This is a genomic window from Marivita sp. NO-S04 (genome assembly GCF_059070475.1).
Genome location: NZ_CM180980.1, coordinates 4,355,321 through 4,377,135, shown reverse-complemented (window position 1 = coordinate 4,377,135; position 21,815 = coordinate 4,355,321). Strand labels below are relative to the sequence as shown.

Genomic DNA, 21,815 nt, shown 5'->3' with positions numbered 1-21,815 from the left:
GCCCATGACGCATGCAAATCGCATTCAAACAGTTGGAAAAACGGACATTACCATGAATCCCAAGCATCCGCACATCACCGTTCCGCTCACCGGCGAGGATGGAAACGCCTTCGCCGTCCTTGGGCGCTGCCGCAAAGCCGCCCGCGAGGCCGGGTTGCGGGACAGCGAGATCAACGCCTTCGTCACCGAGGCCACATCCGGCGATTATGACCACCTGCTGCAAACCGCCATGCGCTGGTTCGATGTGCTCTGATTGGACAATCGCCCGCCTATATCAGCAATCTTATGATGCTGAATTGGCTACACTATCGGGCTCAGCAGAGCGAACATGTTGGTCCCTCGCCGGAAACGGCTCCCAAACCCGGAGGACCTGACATGGCCCTGACACCTGAAGCCCTCGCCCCGATTGCCGCGCAGATGCGCATGCCGCCTGAGGCTTTGATCGCCCTGCCCACCGCCGTCGAGGTCTTCGCCAAGAAGGTGGACATGCCGATCACGGAGATGCTCGCCGAACTCGCGGTGAACACCCCCCTGCGGGATTACCTCGCAGAGATCTGCATCCAGACCCACACAGCCGCCTGACCCTCGGCGTGCGTCAACAGCCCGGACCTTCGGGCTCGCGGCGGTAGAAGGCCCGCGATGCACGCGGCCCCGTCTTGGGAGACACCGACATGCAAGTCACCATCCGCTTTGCAAACCCGCGCACCGCACACGACAGCATCGAGCGTGCCCTTGGCAGCATCCTTCTGGAGACCGAAGCCAAGACCGCTAACCGCTTGATCGGGGGCTTTTACTTCGACACCGAACGCACCCCGCAGGACATCTTTGACGACTTCGCGACAGACGGGTTCGAGAAAGAGGACTTCGCCAGCATCGAGTTCTCATGGTCCTGATCACGCAGCGTGCCCCCCTGCCCGGCTGGTCCGGGCTTGCGGCGGTAGAAGCGCCGCGATGGACGCGGCCGCAAGCAAGCCCGCATCGCGCGCGCCATGAACACGGGGAGACACCCAAATGACCAACCGCACCATTCTGCCCAGCCAGAACACCGCCTACGGCTTTTACGGCACTGTCACGACCTGCCCGCTGCGCGACTGCGCCAGCGCCGTCTTCTGGACATTGGCCAGCACCCTGATCGCCGAGGCGATCAACGCCCAAGGCGAGGCCGAGATGATCGGCATCCGCGACTTCCTCGACAGCAAGATGGGACGTCACTTCGCCGATGATGTCATCGACTCCCTGCGCTCTGGCGAGACCAACACCAAATCCGCCCTCGAGGCCACGATCGACAAATGGCAACGCCGCGGCATCTCCGCCCAGACCGAGGCCAGTCACGGCATCCCCGAAGGCCTGCCCCATCTCGATGGATGGGTCACCCATTACGCCATTCTCGCAGAAACCGACTGAGATCGAACAGCTCGAACTGGCGCTGGAAGATCTGCTGATCGCAGCCGCCGAAAGCGCCACCGCGGACAAGAATGCCGCAGATAACGCGTCTGCAGATGCCAGCAAAGATACCGCTGAGCACAAGCCCCGCCGTCGTCCCCGCGTGTCAGATGCCACGCCGCGCGAGCGTCGCGAGCTTGACCCTGGCACCTGCTGCCCGGATTGCGGTGGCGACCTGCGTTTTGTGGGCGAGGATGTCAGCGAGATGCTCGACCTAGTCGCAGCACAGCTCAAGGTCCTGCAGGGGGATGTCCCGGCCGGTGTTGAAACTTTGAAAAAGGGTGGCGTTGCTTCCCCTGAGCCATAGGCTCGGGGTGTTCAAACCAAGAAAGGAAGCAACACCGTGAAGACGACTACCACATCTGCCAGCGCCCTGGCCATCGCACCTGTCGGGCCGTCGCTTGTCGAGGACGCTTATGGCGCCCTGGCGGAGAGTTTTGAGCAGTTCTGCCTGATGGCGGGCATCGAAAGCCTGACGCAGATGATGAACGAAGACGTGGCCCGATTGGCGGGGGATCGCTACGAGCATTGTCCTGATAAACCCGGTTACCGTTGGGGTCACACGAAATCCCAAGCGGGCTTTCACGGCGGCAAGGTCGAGGTCGATCGCCCGCGCGTGCGCAGCAAGGCGACGGGCAAGGAAATGGCCCGCCCAAGTTGGGAAGAGATATCTGCTGACGGGTATCTCGACCAATGGGCCGTGAATCTGATGGTGATGAACATGGCGACGCGCAAGTTCGGCCGCGCTGTGCGACTACCGGAAGCGGGCATCTCTGCGGAGGCGGGCAGCGGCCTATCCAAGTCTGCGGTCTCCCGGCGGTTCAAGGCGCTGACGCAGGCCAAACTCGACGCATGGATGGCCTCCGACCTGTCGGAGCTGGATCTGGTCGCCATCCAGATCGACGGGGTGCATCTGGACGATCATCTTCTGATGCTTGGCGCTGTCGGGATTGAGGCTTCCGGGCAAAAGCACCCTTTGGGTGTCGTCGAGGGGGCGACCGAGAACGCAGCAACGGTGCAAGCCTTGCTCAACAACCTGATCGAGCGTGGAGTGAACCCCGCGGGCTGCTACTTGTTCATTGTGGATGGGGCTAAGGCTCTGAGCACGGCGCTGCGCCGAACCTTCGGGGCGGACATTCCGATCCAGCGCTGTCAGGTCCACAAGGCGCGCAACATCACCGACCGCCTCGCTCCCAAGCATCATGCCGCTGTACGCCGCGCCCTGAAGCAGGCCTGGGAGATGCACGATGCTGAAAAGGCAGAGCGCCTGATCCGCAATCTCGCACGGCGCTTCGAGCAGGAGGCCCCTGATGTCTCGCGTTCGATCCTCGAAGGGCTCGACGAAATCCTCACCGTGGTCAGGCTGGGGCTGCCGCTTGAACTCCGGCGCTCATTGGCGAGCACCAATATCATCGAGTCGATGAACAGCGTCATCCGACAGGTCTGCCGGAACGTGAAGCGGTGGCGGAATGCAAAGATGGCTTTGCGCTGGACCGCCGCAGGCATGTTCGAAGCCAAGAAGGGCTTCCGGCGCCTCAAGGCTTACAAGCAGCTGCCCATTCTCAAGCAAGCTCTTCTTGACTACCGTCAAAAAGGCCAGCTTGAACAGATGAAGGACGCCGCATAACCTCGAACCAAGCAGCGCCGCTCAGGCGAGTTTCAACAGAGAGCGGGACATCCCCGCGCGGGTCTGTGCCAGCTCGCTTTCCGCAACATCTGCACGGGCCTCGGCAGCAGCCAGGGCAGCGCGTAATTTGGCGAGTTCGGAGGCGGCATCAGACATAGCCGATATTTATCAGCCGGAGCCACGAAACACCAATAAAAACAGGGTGTTCAGAACGATTTATCCAGCCTTGGCAAGGCGTTGCGGCCAGCGTGGATTGCGCCAGTCAATGCCCTCCAGAAGATAGCCCAACTGCGCCGCCGAGATCTGCACCGCGTCGCCGGACCGGTTCACTGGCCAGATGAACTTGCCCGCTTCCAGGCGCTTGAGATAAAGCGACATGCCCACGCCATCATGCCACAGGATCTTGACCAGATCGCCCTTACGGCCTCGGAAGCAGAAGATCTCGCCCGCATGGGGATCGCGGCCGAGCCCTTCCTGCACCTGTAGCGCCAGAGTGTTCATGCCCCGCCGCATATCGGTGGTGCCGCCCGCAATCCAAACCTTCACGCCCGCCGGAAACGCGATCATTGCCCGTCCACCACTGCCAGAATCCGGGCAAGCGCTTCAGGCTCCACGCCCACCGGCACGATCAGACGGCGCTTATTTGGCAGGACTATTTCAACCTGACAGTCCGGCGGCAGACAGGGATCAACGGAATTGGTCTGCAGCGCGGGCGCTTTCGTCACGCTCACCGGCGCGAACGATACCGGGCGAGAAGATCCAAGCTCACCGTTCCGATACTGCCGCCGCCACGTGGTCAGCAGTGATCGGCAAATGCCATGTCGCCGCGCCGTGGCTGCCACCTGGCGGTGGCCGATAAAGCTCTCCTTAGCAATGCGCAGTTTGTCATCATCTGACCAGTACCGGCGGCGTTCACCATCGGCAGCGGACAGAACTTCGATTTGAGGGCGGTTGATAAAGTCGGACATAAGGGCGGACTTACCATCGGAGCGATCCCAAGATCAGACGGCTGCCCCCGAAGGCTTACGACCGCATCCACAATCACAAGATCAAAAGGCTCGATGAATTGCTGCCGTGGAACTGGGCGCCAGTGACATCCGCAATGAGCAGTCAAGCCGCGTAGGCCGCGGTATCAACGAGGCGGTTACGGTGGATCCGGCGGCTTTGAAAAAGTTGCGGCAGTCTTCCGAGTTGATGGTAAGCGGTGTCTGAAGGGCACTTGGGTTTCAGCTTGACGGCTGGAAGTTCCAAGGAAGCAACTCGTCGATGCGGTGTTGCGGATGTCCGGCCGCAATGGCTTCGAGCGTAGCCTTGAGATAGGCGAAAGGCTCGATGGCGTTGATCTTGGCGGTCTCGATCAGGGATGCGATGCGGCCCCATGCCTTGCCCCCCTCGTCATGACCGGCGAACAATGCGTTTTTCCTGTTCAAAGCAATCGGCCTGACCAGATTTTCGACCTTGTTGGAGTCGATCTCGACGCGTCCGTCCGTCAGGAAGGTCTGCAAACCATCCCAGTGTCGGTGGATGTAGGCAAGCTTCTCTCCGAGGCGCGATTTGGCCGAGATGCGCAGGCGCTGCGCTTGTAGCCAGATGCCGAAGGCTTCGACCAGTGGCGCGGATCGTGCCTGGCGCGCTGACAGGCGCTGGCCCGGGGACGTGTCGCGGATGTCTTTCTCGACGGCATAGATTCCTGCGATCTGGCGCAGGCCCTCGGCGGCGATCTCGGAACCATCGCGATCGAAGATTTCCTTGAGCTTGCGACGCGCATGCGCCCAGCAATGGGCGACAACGATCGGATCACCGCCCTTGCGGTCAGGGCGCGTCAGCCGGTTGTAGCCCTGGTAGCCATCGAGTTGCAGCGTGCCGTTGAAGCCGGTCAGGAATTTCTCGGCATTCTCCCCCCGGCGATCGGGAGCATAGAAAAAGACGACCCCGGGGGGATCATCGCCGCCCCATGACCGATCATCGCGCGCCAGAGCCCAGAGGTAGCCTGTTTTTGTCCGCCCGCGGCCCGGATCGAGGACCGGCGCCGTGGTTTCGTCCATGAACAGCTTCGTGGATGTCTTCAGGTGCTCGGCCAGCCGGTCCACGATGGGTCCAAGGTGGAAGGCTGCCACACCGACCCAATCAGCCAGCGTCGAGCGGTGAATGTCGATGCCAGAGCGGGCGAGGATCTGTGATTGTCGGTAGAGCGGGGCATGGTCCGCATATTTGCTGACCAGAACATGCGCGATGGCGCCTTCGGTTGGGAGCCCGCCCTCGATCAGCCATGCGGGCGTCGGTGCTTGTGTGACCCCATCGGTGCAGGTGCGGCAGGCATATTTTGGGCGGACCGTCACGATCACACGGCACTGTGCCGGGACGATGTCGAGCCGCTCGTTGCGGTCCTCGCCGATCCTGTGCATCTGCCCGCAACCACAGGGGCACATCAGGCTGTCGGGTTCGACTACCTGCTCGATGCGTGGCAAACCGGCGGGCAGGTTGCCGCGGTTGCGCCTGGCCACTCGCTTTCGCTTGGGCTTGTCGTCTCCGGGCGTCTGCACCTTCTTTTGTTCACGGGCCTCGGCGACGGCAGCTTCAAGATCCTCGAAGGTCAGCTGGCGATCATCTTCGCTGAGCTTCTCGGACTTCTTGCCGTGGACCACCTGGTTCAGCTCGGCCACCAGATGCTCAAGACGTTTGACGATGTCCTCCAGCTCCGCGGCCCGCGCAGCTTTTGCCTTCAAGGCCTCAAAAGCTACGCGGTATTCCGGTGGCAGGACGGACAGATCGAGGTCTTTGGCAGCGGCGCTCATGATCAGTATTATACACTGGGATCAAAGCCATGATCCCTGCATTCGTCGCCCCGAGTCACTCCGCCGCAGCTGGTGGGCGGGTCTCCAGCGCCTTGACCTTGCGCCAGTCCAGCCCGGAAAAAAGCGCCTCGAACTGTGCGTGGTTCAGCGCCATCATTCCGTCCTTGATCGTGGGCCAGGTGAAGGTCGTGTCCTCGAGCCGTTTGTAGGCCATGACCAGACCGCTGCCGTCCCAATAGAGAAGCTTCAGCCGGTCCAAGCGCTTGGGCCGAAACAGGAACACTGTCCCGGTGAACGGATCTTTGCGGAGCACGGTCTGCACCATGGCTCTCAGCCCGTCGTGTCCTTTTCTGAAGTCAACCGGCTGCGTTGCGTAACCGCGCCATTGGCACCGCCTGCCTGAGGTTGGTGCGGTGATCTAAGACACGTGTTTAACTACGTCGTTAGCGACGTGTCTTATGCGGGGTCCCTGATGCGTGGTGAAATTCTTGGGATGGAGCGGCGGCGCTTCTGGCGTGATGAGGACAAGCTCGAGGTCATCATGTCGGTCGGGGTTGGTGGCACAACGGTGACGCAGGTGGCGCAGCGCCATGAAGTGACGCGGCAGCAGATTTACGCTTGGCGGCACGACCTGAAGAAGAAGGGTCTGTGGTCGCCGGAGGCCGGGGCGCTTTTCTACCCTTTGGATATGCCAGTGGCGGCTGGAGTGCCGACAGCGCAGGATACGGCCGCTGAAACGTCGCCACCGGTTGCGGTTGAATTGCGTTTGCGTGGCGGCCGTAGTTTACATTTTGAAAGCACGATTGATCCGACTGCACTGTCGGTGCTGATCCGCGCGGTGGACGCCGCATGATCGGTCCCGGCACTGGTGTGCGTGTGTATCTGGCGTGTGGTGTCACGGATATGCGAAAGGGAATCGCGGGGCTGGCCGCTTTGGCGCAGGATGTGTTGCGTCAGAAACCAGCCAATGGTGCGGTATTTGCGTTTCGTGGGCGACGCGGGGATCGTATCAAGCTTCTGTTCTGGGATGGCCAGGGGTTTTGTCTCTACTACAAAGTCTTGGAGCGTGGCCGCTTCCCCTGGCCAAATGCTGCGGATGGGTCGATGCGGCTAACATCGGCACAGCTCGCGATGCTGTGGGAGGGGATCGACTGGAGACGTCCGGATTGGGGCGCTCCGCCAGCGCGCGTGGGGTAATTCTACGCACGAATTATCGTTATTTATATGGCGCTTGAGCCTGTTTTTTGGTAGTCAAGCGCATGTCTGAACCTGCTGAAAACCTGCCTGATGATCCCGCTGAATTGCGCGCTATGATCGCTGCTCTACAGGCTGAAAACCTGCGGATCGCGGCAGAGAACGCCAAGATATCGGCCACGCTACGGGTTCACGACCAGCTGGTGCAAGCCCTGCGCCTACGGATCGCCAAGCTTCAGAAACTGGCCTTCAGCAAATCCTCGGAAAAGATTGAGCGCGAGATCGAACAGCTGGAACTGGCGCTTGAAGACCTGCTGGTTGCCGTGGCCGAAGACGATGAAGCGCCAATCGACGAAGGGCCGGATGAGCCATCAGCGGAAGCTGCCGATGCGCCCACTTTGCGCCGCAAGCCACGTGTCTCGGATGCGACCCCGCGCGAACGCCGTGAACTGGACCCCGGTGCCTGCTGCCCCGACTGTGGCGGCGATCTGCGTGTGGTGGGTGAGGATGTCAGCGAACTGCTGGACATGATCGCCGCTCAGATGAAGGTGATCCATATTGCCCGGATCAAGAAATCCTGCCGCCGGTGTGAGCGGATGGTGCAGGAACCAGCACCCAGCCGTCCGATCCCCGGCAGTATTGCAGGGCCGAACTTGCTGGCCCATGTGCTGGTCTCGAAGTTCGACGACCACCTTCCGTTATATCGCCAGCACGAGATCTTCGCCCGCATGGGAGCAGACATTCCCGAAAGCACGCTTGTTGGCTGGTGCGGGCGAGCCATGAAGACCTTACAGCCGCTCATTGTACGGATCGAGGCGGACATCATGGCCAGCGACCTGCTGCATGCGGACGACACCCCCATCCGGGTGCTTGATCGCAGCATGCGCAACAGAGGGCTTGGCAAGGGTGTCAAGCAAGGCCGGATCTGGGCCTATGTGCGTGATCAGCGACCCTGGGCCGGGGCACCTAAGTTCGACAGTTAAACGGGTAAGTGATTGATATTGTTATGGCGGGATCTGCCATTGTGTGACTACCGAGAAGGGATCAAGCGGGTTTTGGTATATCGAGGGTGTCGAATAGCTCCAATTGTTCTGGGGTGATTGTCGAAAGTCCGTTCAGGGTGCGCTCGCCAATTTTGGACGTATGGCGCTGGATGCGTTCGAGTAGATCGAGTGCGGTGCGCGGGCTCGCGCTGTGACCCTTGGCCTTCAGGCGCATGCGCATGACGCGGTAGAGGACAAGCGCGAGGAAACAGATCATGGCGTGAGCGCGGATGCGATCGGGCAGCCGGTGATGCACCGGCGCGATCTCGATATCCGATTTCAGAACGCGAAAGCCACGCTCGATGTCCGCGAGACCCTTGTAGCGTGCGACTGCGTCAGCAGGGCTGAGGTCGGGGGCGTTGGTGATCAGCGCGTAAGCGCTGTGTGGCGCCCACCTTCTCTTGATCCTTGTGATTTGAGACTCACGCCCTGTTGGATAACAGGAGGTGAGTTTCGCCATGGAGACTACGAACGAGTTTCTCACGCGTTTGGGCGTTGAGGTCTCACGGACCGGGAGCCGACGGTGGCCAGATCGTGTGAAAGCGCGGATCGTGGCAGAAACGCTGGTGCCTGGAGCAACGGTGAATGACGTTGCGCGCAAGTATAACCTTCGCCCGAACCACCTGTCGGGATGGCGGCGGCTGGCCAAGGATGGTGAACTTGTTTTGCCCGCGCCAGAGGCTGACACGGACTTCGCCCCGTTGGTGATGTTCGATGTCGAAAGTTCGCCATCGGCGGAAGATACGGGTTCGGCGAGTAGGGCAATCGAGATCGTAGCTGGATCGGTTTCTGTCCGGCTGGACGGTGCCACGCCTGCAGCCCGGATTGGGGACATCGTGCGTGCGCTTGGGGGTGGCGCATGATCTTCCCTTCGAACCGTGTGCGCATTTTGGTGGCAACGCAGCCGGTTGACTTCAGAAAAGGACACGACGGGCTGACAGCCATGGTGCAGACCGTGCTCCGCAAAGATCCGTTCACCGGGACAGTGTTCCTGTTTCGGGCCAAGCGCTTGGACCGGCTGAAGCTTCTCTATTGGGACGGCAGCGGTCTGGTCATGGCCTACAAACGGCTCGAGGACACGACCTTCACCTGGCCCACGATCAAGGACGGAATGATGGCGCTGAACCACGCACAGTTCGAGGCGCTTTTTTCCGGGCTGGACTGGCGCAAGGTCAAGGCGCTGGAGACCCGCCCACCAGCTGCGGCGGAGTGACTCGGGGCGACGAATGCAGGGATCATGGCTTTGATCCCAGTGTATAATACTGATCATGAGCGCCGCTGCCAAAGACCTCGATCTGTCCGTCCTGCCACCGGAATACCGCGTAGCTTTTGAGGCCTTGAAGGCAAAAGCTGCGCGGGCCGCGGAGCTGGAGGACATCGTCAAACGTCTTGAGCATCTGGTGGCCGAGCTGAACCAGGTGGTCCACGGCAAGAAGTCCGAGAAGCTCAGCGAAGATGATCGCCAGCTGACCTTCGAGGATCTTGAAGCTGCCGTCGCCGAGGCCCGTGAACAAAAGAAGGTGCAGACGCCCGGAGACGACAAGCCCAAGCGAAAGCGAGTGGCCAGGCGCAACCGCGGCAACCTGCCCGCCGGTTTGCCACGCATCGAGCAGGTAGTCGAACCCGACAGCCTGATGTGCCCCTGTGGTTGCGGGCAGATGCACAGGATCGGCGAGGACCGCAACGAGCGGCTCGACATCGTCCCGGCACAGTGCCGTGTGATCGTGACGGTCCGCCCAAAATATGCCTGCCGCACCTGCACCGATGGGGTCACACAAGCACCGACGCCCGCATGGCTGATCGAGGGCGGGCTCCCAACCGAAGGCGCCATCGCGCATGTTCTGGTCAGCAAATATGCGGACCATGCCCCGCTCTACCGACAATCACAGATCCTCGCCCGCTCTGGCATCGACATTCACCGCTCGACGCTGGCTGATTGGGTCGGTGTGGCAGCTTTCCACCTTGGACCCATCGTGGACCGGCTGGCCGAGCACCTGAAGACATCCACGAAGCTGTTCATGGACGAAACCACGGCGCCGGTCCTCGATCCGGGCCGCGGGCGGACAAAAACAGGCTACCTCTGGGCTCTGGCGCGCGATGATCGGTCATGGGGCGGCGATGATCCCCCCGGGGTCGTCTTTTTCTATGCTCCCGATCGCCGCGGGGAGAATGCCGAGAAATTCCTGACCGGCTTCAACGGCACGCTGCAACTCGATGGCTACCAGGGCTACAACCGGCTGACGCGCCCTGACCGCAAGGGCGGTGATCCGATCGTTGTCGCCCATTGCTGGGCGCATGCGCGTCGCAAGCTCAAGGAAATGAGAACGGCAGTGCAAAAGTTGGCCACGGAAGTGGCGTGATAATCTCGCTGCGGGCAGCGTAAAATGTTGCCACTTTGGCCCTTTCTGTTTGCAGGGAGGGCGGGAGATTTTAGTCGTGGATTTATATTTGAAGGTCCGCCTCGCGCGTCGGGGCGGTATGAGCGAACGGGAGGCCGCCGGCCATTTCGGGATCTCGCGTGCGAGCGTGAAGAAGATGATGATGTTTTCGGTCCCGCCGGGTTATCAGCGAACGGCGCAGATCAAGCGGCCCAAGCTGGACGGGTTCACCGGCTTCATCGACGAATGGATGCAAGACGATCTGAACCGTCCCCGTAAACAGCGCCACACCGCCAAGCGCATTTTTGAACGGCTTTGCGACGAGCACCAGTTTCAAGGCGGCTATACGACGGTCAAGAACTATGTCCGGGAACAAGGGCGGCGCAGCCGAGAGATGTTTGTCCCTCTGGCACATGCCCCCGGCCATGCCCAAGCGGATTTTGGCGAGGCGATGGTCGTGATTGGCGGGGTCGAGCAGAAGGCATATTTCTTTGCACTGGATCTGCCCTACAGCGATGCCTGCTTTGTGCGTGCTTATCCTGCGGCGGTCTCCGAGGCTTGGGTTGATGGCCATGTTCATGCTTTTGCATTCTTCGGCCGGGTTCCGCAGTCGGTTCTTTATGACAACGATCGATGCCTGGTCGCGAAGATCCTGCCGGACGGCTCGCGCAAGCGGACCAAGCTGTTCAGTGGGTTCCTGTCGCATTACTTCATCCAAGATCGTTATGGCCGACCGGGTAAGGGCAACGATAAAGGCGCTGTTGAGGGTCTGGTCGGATATGCCCGGCGCAACTTCATGGTGCCTATCCCACATTTTGCGACATGGGAGGCGTTCAATACCTGGCTGGAAGAACAATGCCGCAAGCGCCAGAGCGATGTCTTGCGCGGTCACAGCGACAGCATCGGGCAACGACTGGTCCGCGATCTTGATGCGATGATGGATTTGCCGGCGTCACCGTTTGATGCCTGTGACCAGGCCAATGGTCAGGTGAACTCACAATCCCTGGTGCGCTACAAAACCAACGATTATTCGGTTCCTGTCGCCTACGGGCACCGCGATGTCTGGCTTCGTGGCTATGTCGATCAGGTGGTCATTGGCTGTGGTGGAGAGGTGATTGCCCGCCACAGCCGGTGCTGGGACCGGGAGGATATGGTCTTTGATCCCGTTCACTATCTGCCGCTGCTGGAGCAAAAGACCGGCGCGCTGGATCAGGCGGCCCCATTGGTGGAATGGGAGCTGCCAGAGGAATTTGTGACCCTGCGCCGCTTGATGGAAGCCCGCATGATCAAGGCGGGGCGGCGTGAGTATGTGCAGGTCTTGCGGCTCTTGGAGACATTCGAGATGGCAGACCTGCAGGTTGCCGTCAAAAACGCACTTCGCATGGGTGCCATTGGGTTTGACGCCGTGAAACACCTCGTGCTGTGCCAGGTCGAGAAGCGGCCGCCCAAGCTGGATCTGGATGTCTATCCGTATCTGCCAAAGGCCAATGTCGGCACGACGTCGGCGGCCAGTTATATGTCCCTGATGAAGCGGGGGCAGGCAGCATGAGCGACGCTCCCCAAATCCTGCTGAACTACCGCCTCAAATCGCTGCGGCTGCCGACCGTTCTGCGGGAATACAGCAAACTGGCCAAGCAGGCCGCAGCCGAGGGACTGGACCATGTACAATTTCTTGCACGTCTGATCGAACTGGAGATGATTGACCGGGAACGCAGGATGATCGAGCGCAGGATCAAAGCCGCAAAGTTCCCAGCCGTCAAAAGCCTGGATAGCTTCGACTTCAAGGCGATCCCCGCCCTGAACAAGATGCAGGTGCTGGAGTTGGCGCGTTGCGAATGGATCGAACGGCGCGAGAATGTCATCGCGCTTGGGCCTTCCGGCACCGGCAAAACCCACATTGCCCTCGGCCTCGGGTTGTCGGCATGCCAGAAAGGCCTGTCTGTCGGTTTTGTCACCGCCGCAGCGCTTGTTCATGAACTGATGGAGGCCAGAGACGAACGCAGGCTCCTGCGGCTTCAAAAACAGATGGTTGGTTACAAGCTGCTGATCATCGACGAGCTGGGCTTTGTGCCACTGAGCAAAACCGGGGCTGAGCTGCTGTTTGAATTGATCTCCCAACGCTACGAGCGCGGCTCCACGCTGATCACAAGCAACCTGCCATTCGACGAATGGACAGAAACATTTGGGTCAGAACGCCTGACAGGCGCACTGCTCGATCGCCTGACCCACCACGTCAACATCCTGGAGATGAATGGCGAAAGCTACCGCCTTGGCCAGAGCAAGGCGCGTCAAGCAGCGCCCAAAACCTAAACCTCAATCAGCACAGATTGGCCCTGACGGTCCAAAGCATCCGGACAACCGCCCGCTATATAACAAGCGCGGCTGCCCGGATGCTGGCGCTCGTCTTCACGCTGATTATCCCAAACCCAAAGTGGCAACATTTTGCGCTGCCCTTTGGCTCACTTTTACTCTGCCGTTGACACATTGAAACGGCCAAGCTGAACGGTCTTGACCCGCTGGCCTATCTTGCTGACATCCTCGACCGCATCCACGATCACAAGATCAACCGGCTTGATGAATTGCTGCCTTGGAACTGGGCGCCGATCGCATCCGTGAAGAACAGTCAAGCCGCGTAAGCTGCGGTATCAATGGCGTGGTTACTGCGTTGCCACCAAAATGCGCACACGGTTCGAAGGGAAGATCATGCGCCACCCCCAAGCGCGCGCACGATGTCCCCAATCCGGGCTGCAGGCGTGGCACCGTCCAGCCGGACAGAAACCAATCCAGCTACGATCTCGATTGCCGTACTCGCCGAACCCGTATCTTCCGCCGATGGCGAACTTTCGACATCAAAAATCACCAACGGGGCGAAGTCCGTGTCAGCCTCTGGCGCGGGCACAACAAGTTCACCATCCTTGGCCAGCCGCCGCCATCCCGACAGGTGGTTCGGGCGAAGGTCATACTTGCGCGCAACGTCATTCACCGTTGCTCCAGGCACCAGCGTTTCTGCCACGATCCGCGCTTTCACACGATCTGGCCACCGTCGGCTCCCGGTCCGTGAGACCTCAACGCCCAAACGCGTGAGAAACTCGTTCGTAGTCTCCATGGCGAAACTCACCTCCTGTTATCCAACAGGGCGTGAGTCTCAAATCACAAGGATCAAGAGAAGGTGGGCGCCACACAGCGCTTACGGTTGATGAGATCGCAGATCTCGCCGATTGCGCTGATGAGGTGATCGAAGGTTCTTGCGCCGATCCATCGGAGATGGGCCTTGAGCTTGGAGATGGCCATTTCTATCTGGTTGAGATCGGGGCTGTAGGGTGGCAGAAACAGAAACCAACACCCATTGGCCTTGAGCAACGCCGCGGTCTTGTCGCGCTTGTGGGTGGCCAGGTTCTTGAGGATGACGACGCTGCCGGGCTCGAGCTCGGGAACGAGGACCTTTTCGAGGTAGGTATCAAAGGCGTCTCGATCCATCGCGCCCGAGATCACCCACGGTGCACCTCCGTTTCCAAGGAAAAATGGAAAAATCGAGCTGCCGTATAGAGTTTCACTCTGTGCCCGCGCTTTTATCTCGAGCGAACAGACGCTCAGGTATCGAAAAATCTGAAAAGAAGCCAGGTGCAAATGGCGTGAAACGAACCTGCGCATCGAATTGTAATGTCACATTTCCGACATCCCCGGCAAAAGACGCTTCTGCCACACCGAGCGACGGATTCAAAGAGGAAGACCCGTCCTGAACCAGTCTGAACCAGGACCAAGGCCCTCTATATGTCTCGTCGAACACGGCGCGAGAGCGGGCGAAAAATCGTAAGTTCAGATCACTATTCTGGAGCCCCGCCACCGGCCAAACCTGCTTTTCCCAGAATACAGGACCATGCCGAAACTGATGCAAAGTGACTCCTGATGATACGGTCAGTTGGCTGAGAGCGTTCGACATGAAACCTGTACGTACCGAGAATTCGAGATACGGTTTGTCTCCATTGAACATGGAGGTGGTGATCTGATTGAAGCGCGAAAACGCAGCCTTTGCATCCTGCGTGAGTTCCGCGTTCCCGCTCAGGAGGAACGTCGATTGGGGCAGGAAAACGCCGTCCTCTGTCTTGAACCGTGACAGATAGGTTGTCTCGAATATCGCCAGCTTGCCTCCAGGGGCAAAAAGATCGGAAAATTCCGTCAGTGGAAAATCCACATCGCTATAGGGATCAAAGGGAAAGGCCATCGACAGGGAGGTCCCATGGGGTGCAATGATCTGACGCTGCCATTGACCGTCGATGAATTCGTAGACGAATTGCATGGCGCTGTCGTCAAGTGTGTCTGCGATGCTGCGCCCGAAATTCCGAATGATTTCCAGTTCCGATCGAGTGACAAACGCGTTGAGAACGGCTAGCGGGTTGGCGCTCTCGGCATTCCGGAAATTCTCGAAGAGAAACTGCCCTGCCCCATTGGTGGCACTGCCGGCCTCTTCCAACCATAGCGTCACGTCACGAGCATAGGTGAGAAAAAGATCGAACTGGCTTTTTTGCTCACCGTCGCTCCGCAGCGCATCGAGATAAGGGCGGAACGCCGTTCGAATATTGAAGCCAGCCGCAGCTTCAACGCTGGCGGATGCAGGGGCAAGAACCGGGCCGGCGTCCACTGGTTCGGGAGCGGTTGTGGCAGCGGGCGCCGGAGCATCAAGATAGACACTTATGTCTGTATTGTCCGAAAGGGCGCGGACAAGACGGTCGACCGGATTCTCTGATGGGCTTGTCAGCGACTGCATCAGGATTTGCGCATCGCCCCAACTTTCCGCGTCTCGCAACTGCAAGGCTGATATGAAAGCACTCCAGCTGGAAATGTAATCAGCAGTATAGCTTTGTGCCACGCGGCGCAGGATGGCGTTTTCTGTGGCATTATCGAGTGCGCCGATCACGTCTTCATAACGGTTCAACAGGTCTGACAGTTCTGGGATATTCCCGTTTTCAAACAGCGCGTCGAACCCGGCCCGGGTGTAACCACGCGGCACGAGATAGGTCTGAGGGTCCTCGAGAGGCACAAAGACCTCGAAGAATCGCGGACCAATCAATTGCCGCAAATCCACCCTCTCCGCATAGGGGCTACGGCGCATGAGGGACGCATAGAGCAGCTCAGCCGTATCCAAGCCTGAAAGGGTCTTGGCCACGACGGCACGCAGGCTGTCATTGCGTTGCTCTGGTGGCCGATTGAGCGTGAAAAGGTCCTCAAGCGTCGCGCGCAACTGCTTTTGGAACTCCCCCGACACCTCTCCCTGCTCAGCCAGTCCACTGGAGAAATACTCGATGAGCTCTTCTTGGTAGCGCTGTTGATCCGTATGGAACTGTGCTTCCACTGACGCCAGGCGGATCAGCTGAACACCGTCGGCCAAATCATTGAACGCAAAGGTTTCCTTTTCGATGAAATCAACCAGTGTGGCCTGCAATCCTTGCGTGAGCTCTTCTTCATATAGACGTTGATACATCTCCTGCATCGACCATCTGGGCAAGAACGGACGATAATGTTGGATATTCAGCACGTCATAAGCATCGAGGCTTGTGCGGATGGGTTGGAGCATGAGAACGCGCTCCACGAGAAAATCACCATCCGTTGTGATACTCCCCGCATTCGAATAGAATGCGTCAAAGGCCGCGTTGACAGCTGCATTGGCACGCTCATAGCTGCGATGGTTTTCCCACACAGCCAGGCCAAATATCCCGACGAGCCCTGACAACAGCACGGACCAGAACGTGGCGCTCAGCCTTGCCTGCAGCGCATAGCGTCGGTTTGGCTCGGCAATAAAGCTCTCCCGGTGATAGGCCGTGGCCAGAAGACCTGCATTTTCAGTTGTCACACTGTCTGGAGCAGCCTCTTGGAGGGCCAGGGCCGGAGTGCCGTTGAAAAACCGTTGTCCCGAGACCTGACTAAGCGGATCAACCGCCGGCATTCCCGCCCGCGCACCGACAAAGACGATGCTTTGCAGGTTCAGGGGCACCCGTCGTGGCGGCAAGGGTTGGGCCAAGCCTGTCACACTGTCTTTCAACTGCGCTTTCAGCAAGGCGAGCTGCAATGGCGCATTGAGCAAGGATGCACAGAAATCAGGTGAAAGCTGCTTTTGCAATGCAGCGAATTGGGTTGCCGTCAGACTCTCGGTCAACTCCTGGAACAGCCGATCCACCTGCGCCATCAGATTTGGCTCCTCCGAAGACAGGAACCCGCCAAAGATCACCCCTGCACCCAGATGATCGGTCAGGATGGCTGCGCGAGCCAGATCAGGAAGATGCTCGAGCCCGACAAGAGCCACATGCACAGGCACATCAATGCCAAAATGCTCAGTCGCCACATTCAATATTCGGTTGATATTGGACGCATTGCCGGTCTCGGTTGCCGCCGTCCGCATCAAGCCCGCAAGCTCGTATTCCACAAATGCCCCGTTGACGGCGAGGCTCGGGCGGTTCCGCATCAGATGCCGCAGCACCATGTTCAGCAGATCAAAAGACAGGTCCGTCCCAGGAGCCACTTCGATCCGATACGCTACCGCCGTAGGGGAGGTCCATGTTGTGAGGGTCAAGCCCTTGTGAACCAGCTGGTCACCAAACGCGACATACCCCAGTTCGGCCATCACGGTCGAGCGTGCCTCTTTCTCAATGGCGAGGAAGAAATACCACGGTACGCCCATCTGGTTGCGATCGATGATGCGCGCTCGGCTTCGAGCCTGTCGAAACTGTTTGGCCGCAGCCAAGCGCAACGCGCGCAATTCTACCGTTACCGGATCATGGACCCAGATGCGTTTGCGATAGAGGACCACAAGGAAGGTTCCGATCAGTGACAGCAGAAGCACCGCGCCAAGCCAAACAAGATATGGCAGCGAGAACATCCCACCACTGAAAAAGCGCACCGCCAGGTAGGCAAGCTGCGCCAGCATCAGGGTGGCGATGATCGCGATCATGGGTTTCAGCCAAGTGCCGGGTTTCATGGCCGGGCTCGGGCAACAAGAGACCCGTTTTCGCTGCTGAAGATGAAATCGACGGCGCTTTCGGTCTCAGCCTGAGCGCGGCGCTCTTGAAAGGTCATATAGATGTGATGTTCCATCTGGCTGCGTGCTGCCCAGATCCCCAGAGACATCACGGCAATTGAGGTGACTGCGGCAAACAGTTTGTTCAAGGTCGAGATCCGGCTCTTGGGTGCTTTTGTGTCCTGAATTCTACGCCCGGCAGGTTTGACATCCTCAGAATGCGGCACAAGGCTCAGAGCGGTTTCGATACGATGGATCAACCGGTCTCGCTCGTTCTCGGTCCCCCGCGTGTATTTCCCGCGATAGCCGAGCTTCAGGAACAGATAGAGGATTTCCAGGAATTCGCGCAATGCCTTGGGCTGCATCAAAGCCCGTTCGGCAATGTTGTAGAAACGGTCTCCCCCATCGCGAAACCCGAACAGATCAGCAACCAGAGTGCGGTTTTCCCAGCCTCTTTCGCGGCTCCATGCGCTCAGCATGACAAATTCATCCAGCGTGATGGCAAAGAGCAGACACAGATTCTCGGCAACCGAAGGTGGGTAGTCAAGATTCACGACCCGGTATTTCAGATCAATGATCGCGCGCGACAATTCCATTCGGGTCGTGTTGAGCTCTGCGCCTGGTGTCATGCGGCGCATCACTCCACAGACCGCGAGCAGGTCGGCAGAGGCATTGATCAGCATGTTGTCAGACCCTGTATAATGCCGCAACGCCCTGTCCAGATTCTGCAGATCCGTGGTGGAGATGGGGGAAAGCCTGCTCATGCCCGCTGATGCAGGCTGTCCGATCCCACTTTCCGGCATGTCGCTGTGTTTGGGTCTGTCTGTGGAATGCCCGTTCATATTCAGCCCAGCATGTACAGGGTTGCATCTACTGCAGAGATTCGGTCATCGACATGCAAAGCAAGCGCCTCGCGCTTGCTAAGGAAGCGCTGCCAATGCACGCTGCTGGTGTTTATGGCGAAAAATGCCGCATCACTACGGGATCGCAATTCGGCTGGAGCTGCCGAAAGCAACGTGAGGTCAACCCCGGGCAAACCTCGCGAGACAAGCTCCGGCATTGCCGACAAACCCGCGAGCTTGCACGCCAATGGTCCAAGTTGGGCTAGCGCAGTTGCTCCATCGGGTCCAGATAGCGCAAGAATTGGACGCCGCTCCTCGGCCAGAACCTTGGCCGGAATGATCAGGCGCAAGAGACGGCGCTTCTCAAACAGTTCCGTATTCCACGACAACGCCATGACGCTGGCCGGCTTTTCGAGTGTGAGCTTGCGGCGCAGGGACCCCAGAACCTCCTCGAAGCTTTCGGCCATCTTTGCCGGATCATAAAGCAACGTCTCGGGTGTGGCCTGGCCCAGAATGGCATCAAGCTCCACCGAAAGGCTGGCGAGATGGCAGAACAAGGCGCGGGGCGACACACGCCCTAGATGCCGTGCATTCTGCAACACCAGAAGCCATCGGTTGAGCACCTGAAGCTCGAGCCGTTCGGTCATCAGGCTCGCCTCGCTACGCATGCCGGTCTGCGTGGTCACGCGCCCTGCAGCATTTGCAGCCCGCACCCTTGCCAGCGAAATGGTCTCCTCCAAACGCTCCGCCAGAATGCGTGAGGCACGCAGGTCAATGGCTTGAGGCATGAACGCGCGATCCAGGATCACCCTTCCCTCTGCCGTTTTTTCCAGGACACGTGCCACCGCAATGGTCGCAAAACCAGACAAATCCTCACTGCCAAGCTGAAGGCTTACTCCCACATCAGCCATTTCGGTTTCCACGGGCTCATTGTCCGGATCGTTCAAATCCCGCAGTTCCCGGCGTGTCTTGATCATTCGGGCTGTCTCACCCTGCTCACCAAACTGGGCTACTCCGTTGATTGCCAACGGAACCGCAATATAAACCAGCTCATCCACCACCCCATCCGCAATGTCGATAATCAATTCCTTGGTAAGTCGAAAGAACAGGCGATCAGGAAGAATACCCGCAGCGCCCCGGACCGAGAACTTGCCTATGGCCAGTGCGTCCGTGTTCAACTCCAGTTCGCTGACACCATAGTCACCGGAAAGTAGATCAAGCTGTGCCACTTCATTGACATAACGCTGCAAAGTAACGTCAAAATGCTGAAAATGTTGAGGCGCAATGAACATACCCTCTGACCAGACTATGCTTCCATGCATCACTTGCCCCCTCCAAAAAGCCAGGCAATCAAGCCAAATCCCCTCTTCTCTGTCTCGTCTTCCGTATCATCCACAGGATTGCGGAACTGGATTGAAATACCAGAAGCCGTTACCGAAATCGTCACACCGTTGTCCAGACGTTCTGCATCGATCGGTACTGCCGCGCGAAACTGCTGCGTGTTGAAATCTGCAAACTCGGCGAAAGCGCCCAAAAAGAACACATCCGGTTCCAGATCGAAGGCGACGAGACGGGTTTCGCCCGGATAGAGCGGCGAAAGGCTGCGCTTGTCGAGGACGACACCTGCAAGGTCTGGTCCAGTGTCATTGAAGATGTCCCAGAAACTCGCCGCCTCGAATTCACTGCGGGAACTCAGTTGGTACAGGCGCACGACGATCGGATTGGCCGCGTTGTTGTATTGATTGACATTGGGCCCGGCCTGCACGCTCAGCGTCTTGTTGACAGGCATCGGAGGTTCTGGCTCCTGAGCACAGGCAACAAGCAGGAACGCACCGGCGAACAACCATGTGTATCGCAAAACTTTCATAGCTTGCGCATCTCCTCTGCAAACAGAGCCAGGAAGGTACGTCGAAACTCCCCGCTGGCCTTTTTCCTGGAAAACTGTCGGGAATGAATCTTCCAGTATCGCTTCTGACGGCTCACAAGACGCGGGATATACTCATCGTAATCCTCTTGCAAAACAGCTGGATCTATCTCGTCAAGAAAGCGCTCTAACGCCCGCTCCATTGCCGTGGACACCTGCTCACGATAAAAACTCGTACGCAGATGGGCATTCTGGAGCGCCGGCACAGTCGTCTGATAGCGTGTCATCTCCATGACCTCGCCCGCTTCTGAAAAAGCCGTTTCGACAGCTGCTGGCTGAGGACGGGGCTCGGAGATCGGCGGCTCTCGCAACGCGGGACCCTCGGCAAAAGGGTCGAACATGAGATCGGCATCCAGCTCCATCCCACTGCCCGAAAACCCCATGTCGAGCTCCGGAAAGGCCTCTTCGATTTCCTGATCGGGTAGCAGCGGCGCATCATCAGACATATCGGTTTCAACAACGAACCTCCTTTCAGGAAAGTCGTTTACGGGCTCCTTTTTACGTGCGGATTCTACGATGCCGAATAGTAGCTTATAGCCCGCTAAACTGACCACATCCCCATCCTGCAGCGGCTGTGGTTGCTTTGGCGGCAAAGGTTTGCCGTTCAAAATTGCCCCAGAGATGCTCGTGTCATTGATTGCATACTCACCTGACGGCGTCCTGCTGACGACGAGATGCGTCGGAGCAATGGTCTCTGCGAGGTCTGGCAAGCATATATCTGACCCGAAATCACGTCCAACTGTGAAGGATGCACCAGTGAGATAAAACTCTCGAGTCGTTACTGTCTCGGTGGAAGGGATTTGCAAAAGCTGAACACTTAGGGTCATTGGACCTCCTCAAGGCAACGTCGCATCTGGGCGTTGAAACGGGTCAGGAAGAGGGGATTGGCCTCTGTGTATTTTTTGGAGAAGTGAACACTCATATCCTGATGGCGAAACGGGATTTTCCGAAACTGATCCTCGAACAATCCGCGTTTTTCCATGTAATGTTCGAAGATCAGCTCGTATTCCAGCGCCACATCGATATCACCCACGATCAACATGTTCAAAAGCGACTCCGCATCGCGTGGCCGCATCACGACGTTGTAGCCATTCCGATGCAAAAGCTGCCATTTCGATGTGGCGAATTTCGCACTGTACCGTGCCGAGAGCGCATCTTTCGGATCATTCGGGTCAATGTCGGATCCCAATGGCAGGTACCAGGCCAGGTCCTCGGAAACGACCGTCTCCGAGGGCACCGCGTAATTGGCCCGGGCATTGGTCGCGGACCCGACGAAGAACCCGTCAAAACGCCCGGTCTGCGTACCAAGCTGCGCATCCGCCCACACCGTCATGTGCAGCTCATAAGGAACATTGATCGCATCAAGAGCACAGCGCACCCGCTCGACCGCGATACCGGTCATCATATCACCTTCGATCATCTGGTAGGGTGGCAAATCTTGGGTGGCAAGCCGGAGAACCGGAGAGCTTTGTGCCCAGACCGGATCGAGCAGACCGAGGGCAAAGGTGCAAAGAACCGCCCCCGCAGCCCGAATTCTGCGAAAGATGCGTGGTCTCATCA

At 58.7% G+C, this 21,815-nt stretch carries 24 protein-coding genes and 4 pseudogenes; 15 read left to right on the top strand and 13 right to left on the bottom strand.

Annotated features, from left to right (window positions below):
- Positions 1-52: 52 nt before the first annotated feature.
- The 6 genes and pseudogenes from ACK3EW_RS22165 (at position 53) to ACK3EW_RS22140 (ending at position 3,070) form a co-directional block, all read left to right on the top strand.
- The gene (locus ACK3EW_RS22165) at positions 53-253 is read left to right on the top strand and encodes a hypothetical protein (RefSeq protein WP_493807899.1); all 201 of its coding nucleotides are present in this window, start codon (positions 53-55) and stop codon (positions 251-253) included.
- A 122-nt stretch (positions 254-375) separates the two neighbouring features.
- The gene (locus ACK3EW_RS22160) at positions 376-582 is read left to right on the top strand and encodes a hypothetical protein (RefSeq protein ID WP_292270697.1); all 207 of its coding nucleotides are present in this window, start codon (positions 376-378) and stop codon (positions 580-582) included.
- An 89-nt stretch (positions 583-671) separates the two neighbouring features.
- The gene (locus ACK3EW_RS22155; protein WP_493807898.1) at positions 672-893 is read left to right on the top strand and encodes a hypothetical protein; all 222 of its coding nucleotides are present in this window, start codon (positions 672-674) and stop codon (positions 891-893) included.
- A 118-nt stretch (positions 894-1,011) separates the two neighbouring features.
- Positions 1,012-1,404: a hypothetical protein gene (locus ACK3EW_RS22150; RefSeq protein ID WP_493807897.1), complete on the top strand. Its 393-nt coding sequence runs from the start codon at positions 1,012-1,014 to the stop codon at positions 1,402-1,404.
- A gap of 112 nt (positions 1,405-1,516) precedes the next feature.
- Positions 1,517-1,687, top strand: a pseudogene (locus ACK3EW_RS22145) (IS66 family transposase zinc-finger binding domain-containing protein); the annotation flags it as partial.
- Positions 1,688-1,786: 99 nt separating this feature from the next.
- Positions 1,787-3,070 carry an IS256 family transposase gene (locus ACK3EW_RS22140; RefSeq protein ID WP_493807896.1) on the top strand — a complete coding sequence of 428 codons (1,284 nt, stop codon included), beginning with the start codon at positions 1,787-1,789 and terminating at the stop codon, positions 3,068-3,070.
- Between the two features lie 216 nt (positions 3,071-3,286).
- Here the strand turns inward: ACK3EW_RS22140 and tnpB (ACK3EW_RS22135) are convergent, their stop codons facing one another.
- The 4 genes from tnpB (ACK3EW_RS22135) to tnpB (ACK3EW_RS22120) form a co-directional block, all read right to left on the bottom strand.
- Complete coding sequence (gene tnpB, locus ACK3EW_RS22135) at positions 3,287-3,637, bottom strand: IS66 family insertion sequence element accessory protein TnpB (RefSeq protein WP_493807895.1); 351 nt, start codon at positions 3,635-3,637, stop codon at positions 3,287-3,289.
- A complete protein-coding gene (gene tnpA / locus ACK3EW_RS22130; protein WP_493807894.1) occupies positions 3,634-4,038 on the bottom strand; it encodes an IS66-like element accessory protein TnpA in 405 nt (134 codons plus the stop codon). The genes tnpB (ACK3EW_RS22135) and tnpA (ACK3EW_RS22130) overlap by 4 nt, the downstream gene beginning before the upstream one ends.
- A 258-nt stretch (positions 4,039-4,296) precedes the next feature.
- A complete protein-coding gene (gene tnpC / locus ACK3EW_RS22125; RefSeq protein ID WP_301070747.1) occupies positions 4,297-5,865 on the bottom strand; it encodes an IS66 family transposase in 1,569 nt (522 codons plus the stop codon).
- A 55-nt stretch (positions 5,866-5,920) separates the two neighbouring features.
- Positions 5,921-6,283, bottom strand: coding sequence for an IS66 family insertion sequence element accessory protein TnpB (gene tnpB, locus ACK3EW_RS22120; RefSeq protein ID WP_493809777.1), 363 nt, complete (start codon positions 6,281-6,283; stop codon positions 5,921-5,923).
- Between the two features lie 54 nt (positions 6,284-6,337).
- Between tnpB (ACK3EW_RS22120) and tnpA (ACK3EW_RS22115) the strand changes: the two genes are divergently transcribed.
- The 3 genes and pseudogenes from tnpA (ACK3EW_RS22115) to ACK3EW_RS22105 form a co-directional block, all read left to right on the top strand.
- On the top strand, positions 6,338-6,718 hold the full coding sequence (tnpA, locus tag ACK3EW_RS22115) for an IS66-like element accessory protein TnpA (RefSeq protein ID WP_493807893.1): 381 nt from the start codon (positions 6,338-6,340) through the stop codon (positions 6,716-6,718).
- Entirely contained in the window at positions 6,715-7,062 is a 348-nt protein-coding gene (gene tnpB / locus ACK3EW_RS22110; protein ID WP_037967155.1) for an IS66 family insertion sequence element accessory protein TnpB, read from the top strand. Before tnpA (ACK3EW_RS22115) ends, tnpB (ACK3EW_RS22110) begins: the two co-directional genes overlap by 4 nt.
- Before the next feature lie 62 nt (positions 7,063-7,124).
- Positions 7,125-8,024: pseudogene (locus tag ACK3EW_RS22105) on the top strand (IS66 family transposase); the annotation flags it as partial.
- 79 nt (positions 8,025-8,103) lie between these two features.
- Here the strand turns inward: ACK3EW_RS22105 and ACK3EW_RS22100 are convergent.
- A pseudogene (locus ACK3EW_RS22100) lies at positions 8,104-8,472 on the bottom strand (IS1634 family transposase); the annotation flags it as partial.
- A gap of 88 nt (positions 8,473-8,560) precedes the next feature.
- Between ACK3EW_RS22100 and tnpA (ACK3EW_RS22095) the strand changes: the two are divergent.
- The 6 genes and pseudogenes from tnpA (ACK3EW_RS22095) to ACK3EW_RS22070 all read left to right on the top strand — a co-directional run.
- Entirely contained in the window at positions 8,561-8,965 is a 405-nt protein-coding gene (tnpA, locus tag ACK3EW_RS22095) for an IS66-like element accessory protein TnpA (RefSeq protein ID WP_301070753.1), read from the top strand.
- Positions 8,962-9,315 (top strand): IS66 family insertion sequence element accessory protein TnpB, encoded by a 354-nt coding sequence (gene tnpB, locus ACK3EW_RS22090; RefSeq protein WP_301070749.1) that lies wholly within the window; start codon positions 8,962-8,964, stop codon positions 9,313-9,315. The genes tnpA (ACK3EW_RS22095) and tnpB (ACK3EW_RS22090) overlap by 4 nt, the downstream gene beginning before the upstream one ends.
- A 55-nt stretch (positions 9,316-9,370) precedes the next feature.
- Entirely contained in the window at positions 9,371-10,462 is a 1,092-nt protein-coding gene (gene tnpC / locus ACK3EW_RS22085; RefSeq protein WP_493807892.1) for an IS66 family transposase, read from the top strand.
- A 76-nt stretch (positions 10,463-10,538) separates the two neighbouring features.
- Entirely contained in the window at positions 10,539-12,029 is a 1,491-nt protein-coding gene (istA, locus tag ACK3EW_RS22080; protein ID WP_493806662.1) for an IS21 family transposase, read from the top strand.
- Positions 12,026-12,790 (top strand): IS21-like element helper ATPase IstB, encoded by a 765-nt coding sequence (istB, locus tag ACK3EW_RS22075; RefSeq protein WP_493806661.1) that lies wholly within the window; start codon positions 12,026-12,028, stop codon positions 12,788-12,790. The genes istA and istB overlap by 4 nt, the downstream gene beginning before the upstream one ends.
- A gap of 173 nt (positions 12,791-12,963) precedes the next feature.
- Positions 12,964-13,116, top strand: a pseudogene (locus tag ACK3EW_RS22070) (transposase domain-containing protein); the annotation flags it as partial.
- 65 nt (positions 13,117-13,181) lie between these two features.
- Here ACK3EW_RS22070 and tnpA (ACK3EW_RS22065) read toward each other — a convergent pair.
- The 8 genes from tnpA (ACK3EW_RS22065) to ACK3EW_RS22030 all read right to left on the bottom strand — a co-directional run bounded on the left by tnpA (ACK3EW_RS22065) (position 13,182) and on the right by ACK3EW_RS22030 (position 21,813).
- Positions 13,182-13,586, bottom strand: a complete 405-nt coding sequence (tnpA, locus tag ACK3EW_RS22065; protein ID WP_493807891.1) for an IS66-like element accessory protein TnpA — start codon at positions 13,584-13,586, stop codon at positions 13,182-13,184.
- Positions 13,587-13,639: 53 nt separating this feature from the next.
- The gene (locus ACK3EW_RS22060) at positions 13,640-13,972 is read right to left on the bottom strand and encodes a transposase (RefSeq protein WP_493807890.1); all 333 of its coding nucleotides are present in this window, start codon (positions 13,970-13,972) and stop codon (positions 13,640-13,642) included.
- A gap of 58 nt (positions 13,973-14,030) precedes the next feature.
- Positions 14,031-16,937, bottom strand: coding sequence for an ImcF-related family protein (locus tag ACK3EW_RS22055; RefSeq protein ID WP_493809776.1), 2,907 nt, complete (start codon positions 16,935-16,937; stop codon positions 14,031-14,033).
- A gap of 509 nt (positions 16,938-17,446) precedes the next feature.
- Complete coding sequence (gene icmH, locus ACK3EW_RS22050; RefSeq protein WP_493807889.1) at positions 17,447-18,172, bottom strand: type IVB secretion system protein IcmH/DotU; 726 nt, start codon at positions 18,170-18,172, stop codon at positions 17,447-17,449.
- A gap of 161 nt (positions 18,173-18,333) precedes the next feature.
- Positions 18,334-19,653, bottom strand: coding sequence for a type VI secretion system baseplate subunit TssK (gene tssK, locus ACK3EW_RS22045; protein WP_493807888.1), 1,320 nt, complete (start codon positions 19,651-19,653; stop codon positions 18,334-18,336).
- Positions 19,653-20,174, bottom strand: coding sequence for a type VI secretion system lipoprotein TssJ (gene tssJ / locus ACK3EW_RS22040; protein ID WP_493807887.1), 522 nt, complete (start codon positions 20,172-20,174; stop codon positions 19,653-19,655). The genes tssK and tssJ overlap by 1 nt, the downstream gene beginning before the upstream one ends.
- 20 nt (positions 20,175-20,194) lie before the next feature.
- On the bottom strand, positions 20,195-21,082 hold the full coding sequence (locus tag ACK3EW_RS22035; RefSeq protein ID WP_493807886.1) for an FHA domain-containing protein: 888 nt from the start codon (positions 21,080-21,082) through the stop codon (positions 20,195-20,197).
- Positions 21,079-21,813 (bottom strand): substrate-binding periplasmic protein, encoded by a 735-nt coding sequence (locus ACK3EW_RS22030; protein WP_493807885.1) that lies wholly within the window; start codon positions 21,811-21,813, stop codon positions 21,079-21,081. Before ACK3EW_RS22030 ends, ACK3EW_RS22035 begins: the two co-directional genes overlap by 4 nt.
- Between the last annotated feature and the right edge of the window lie 2 nt (positions 21,814-21,815).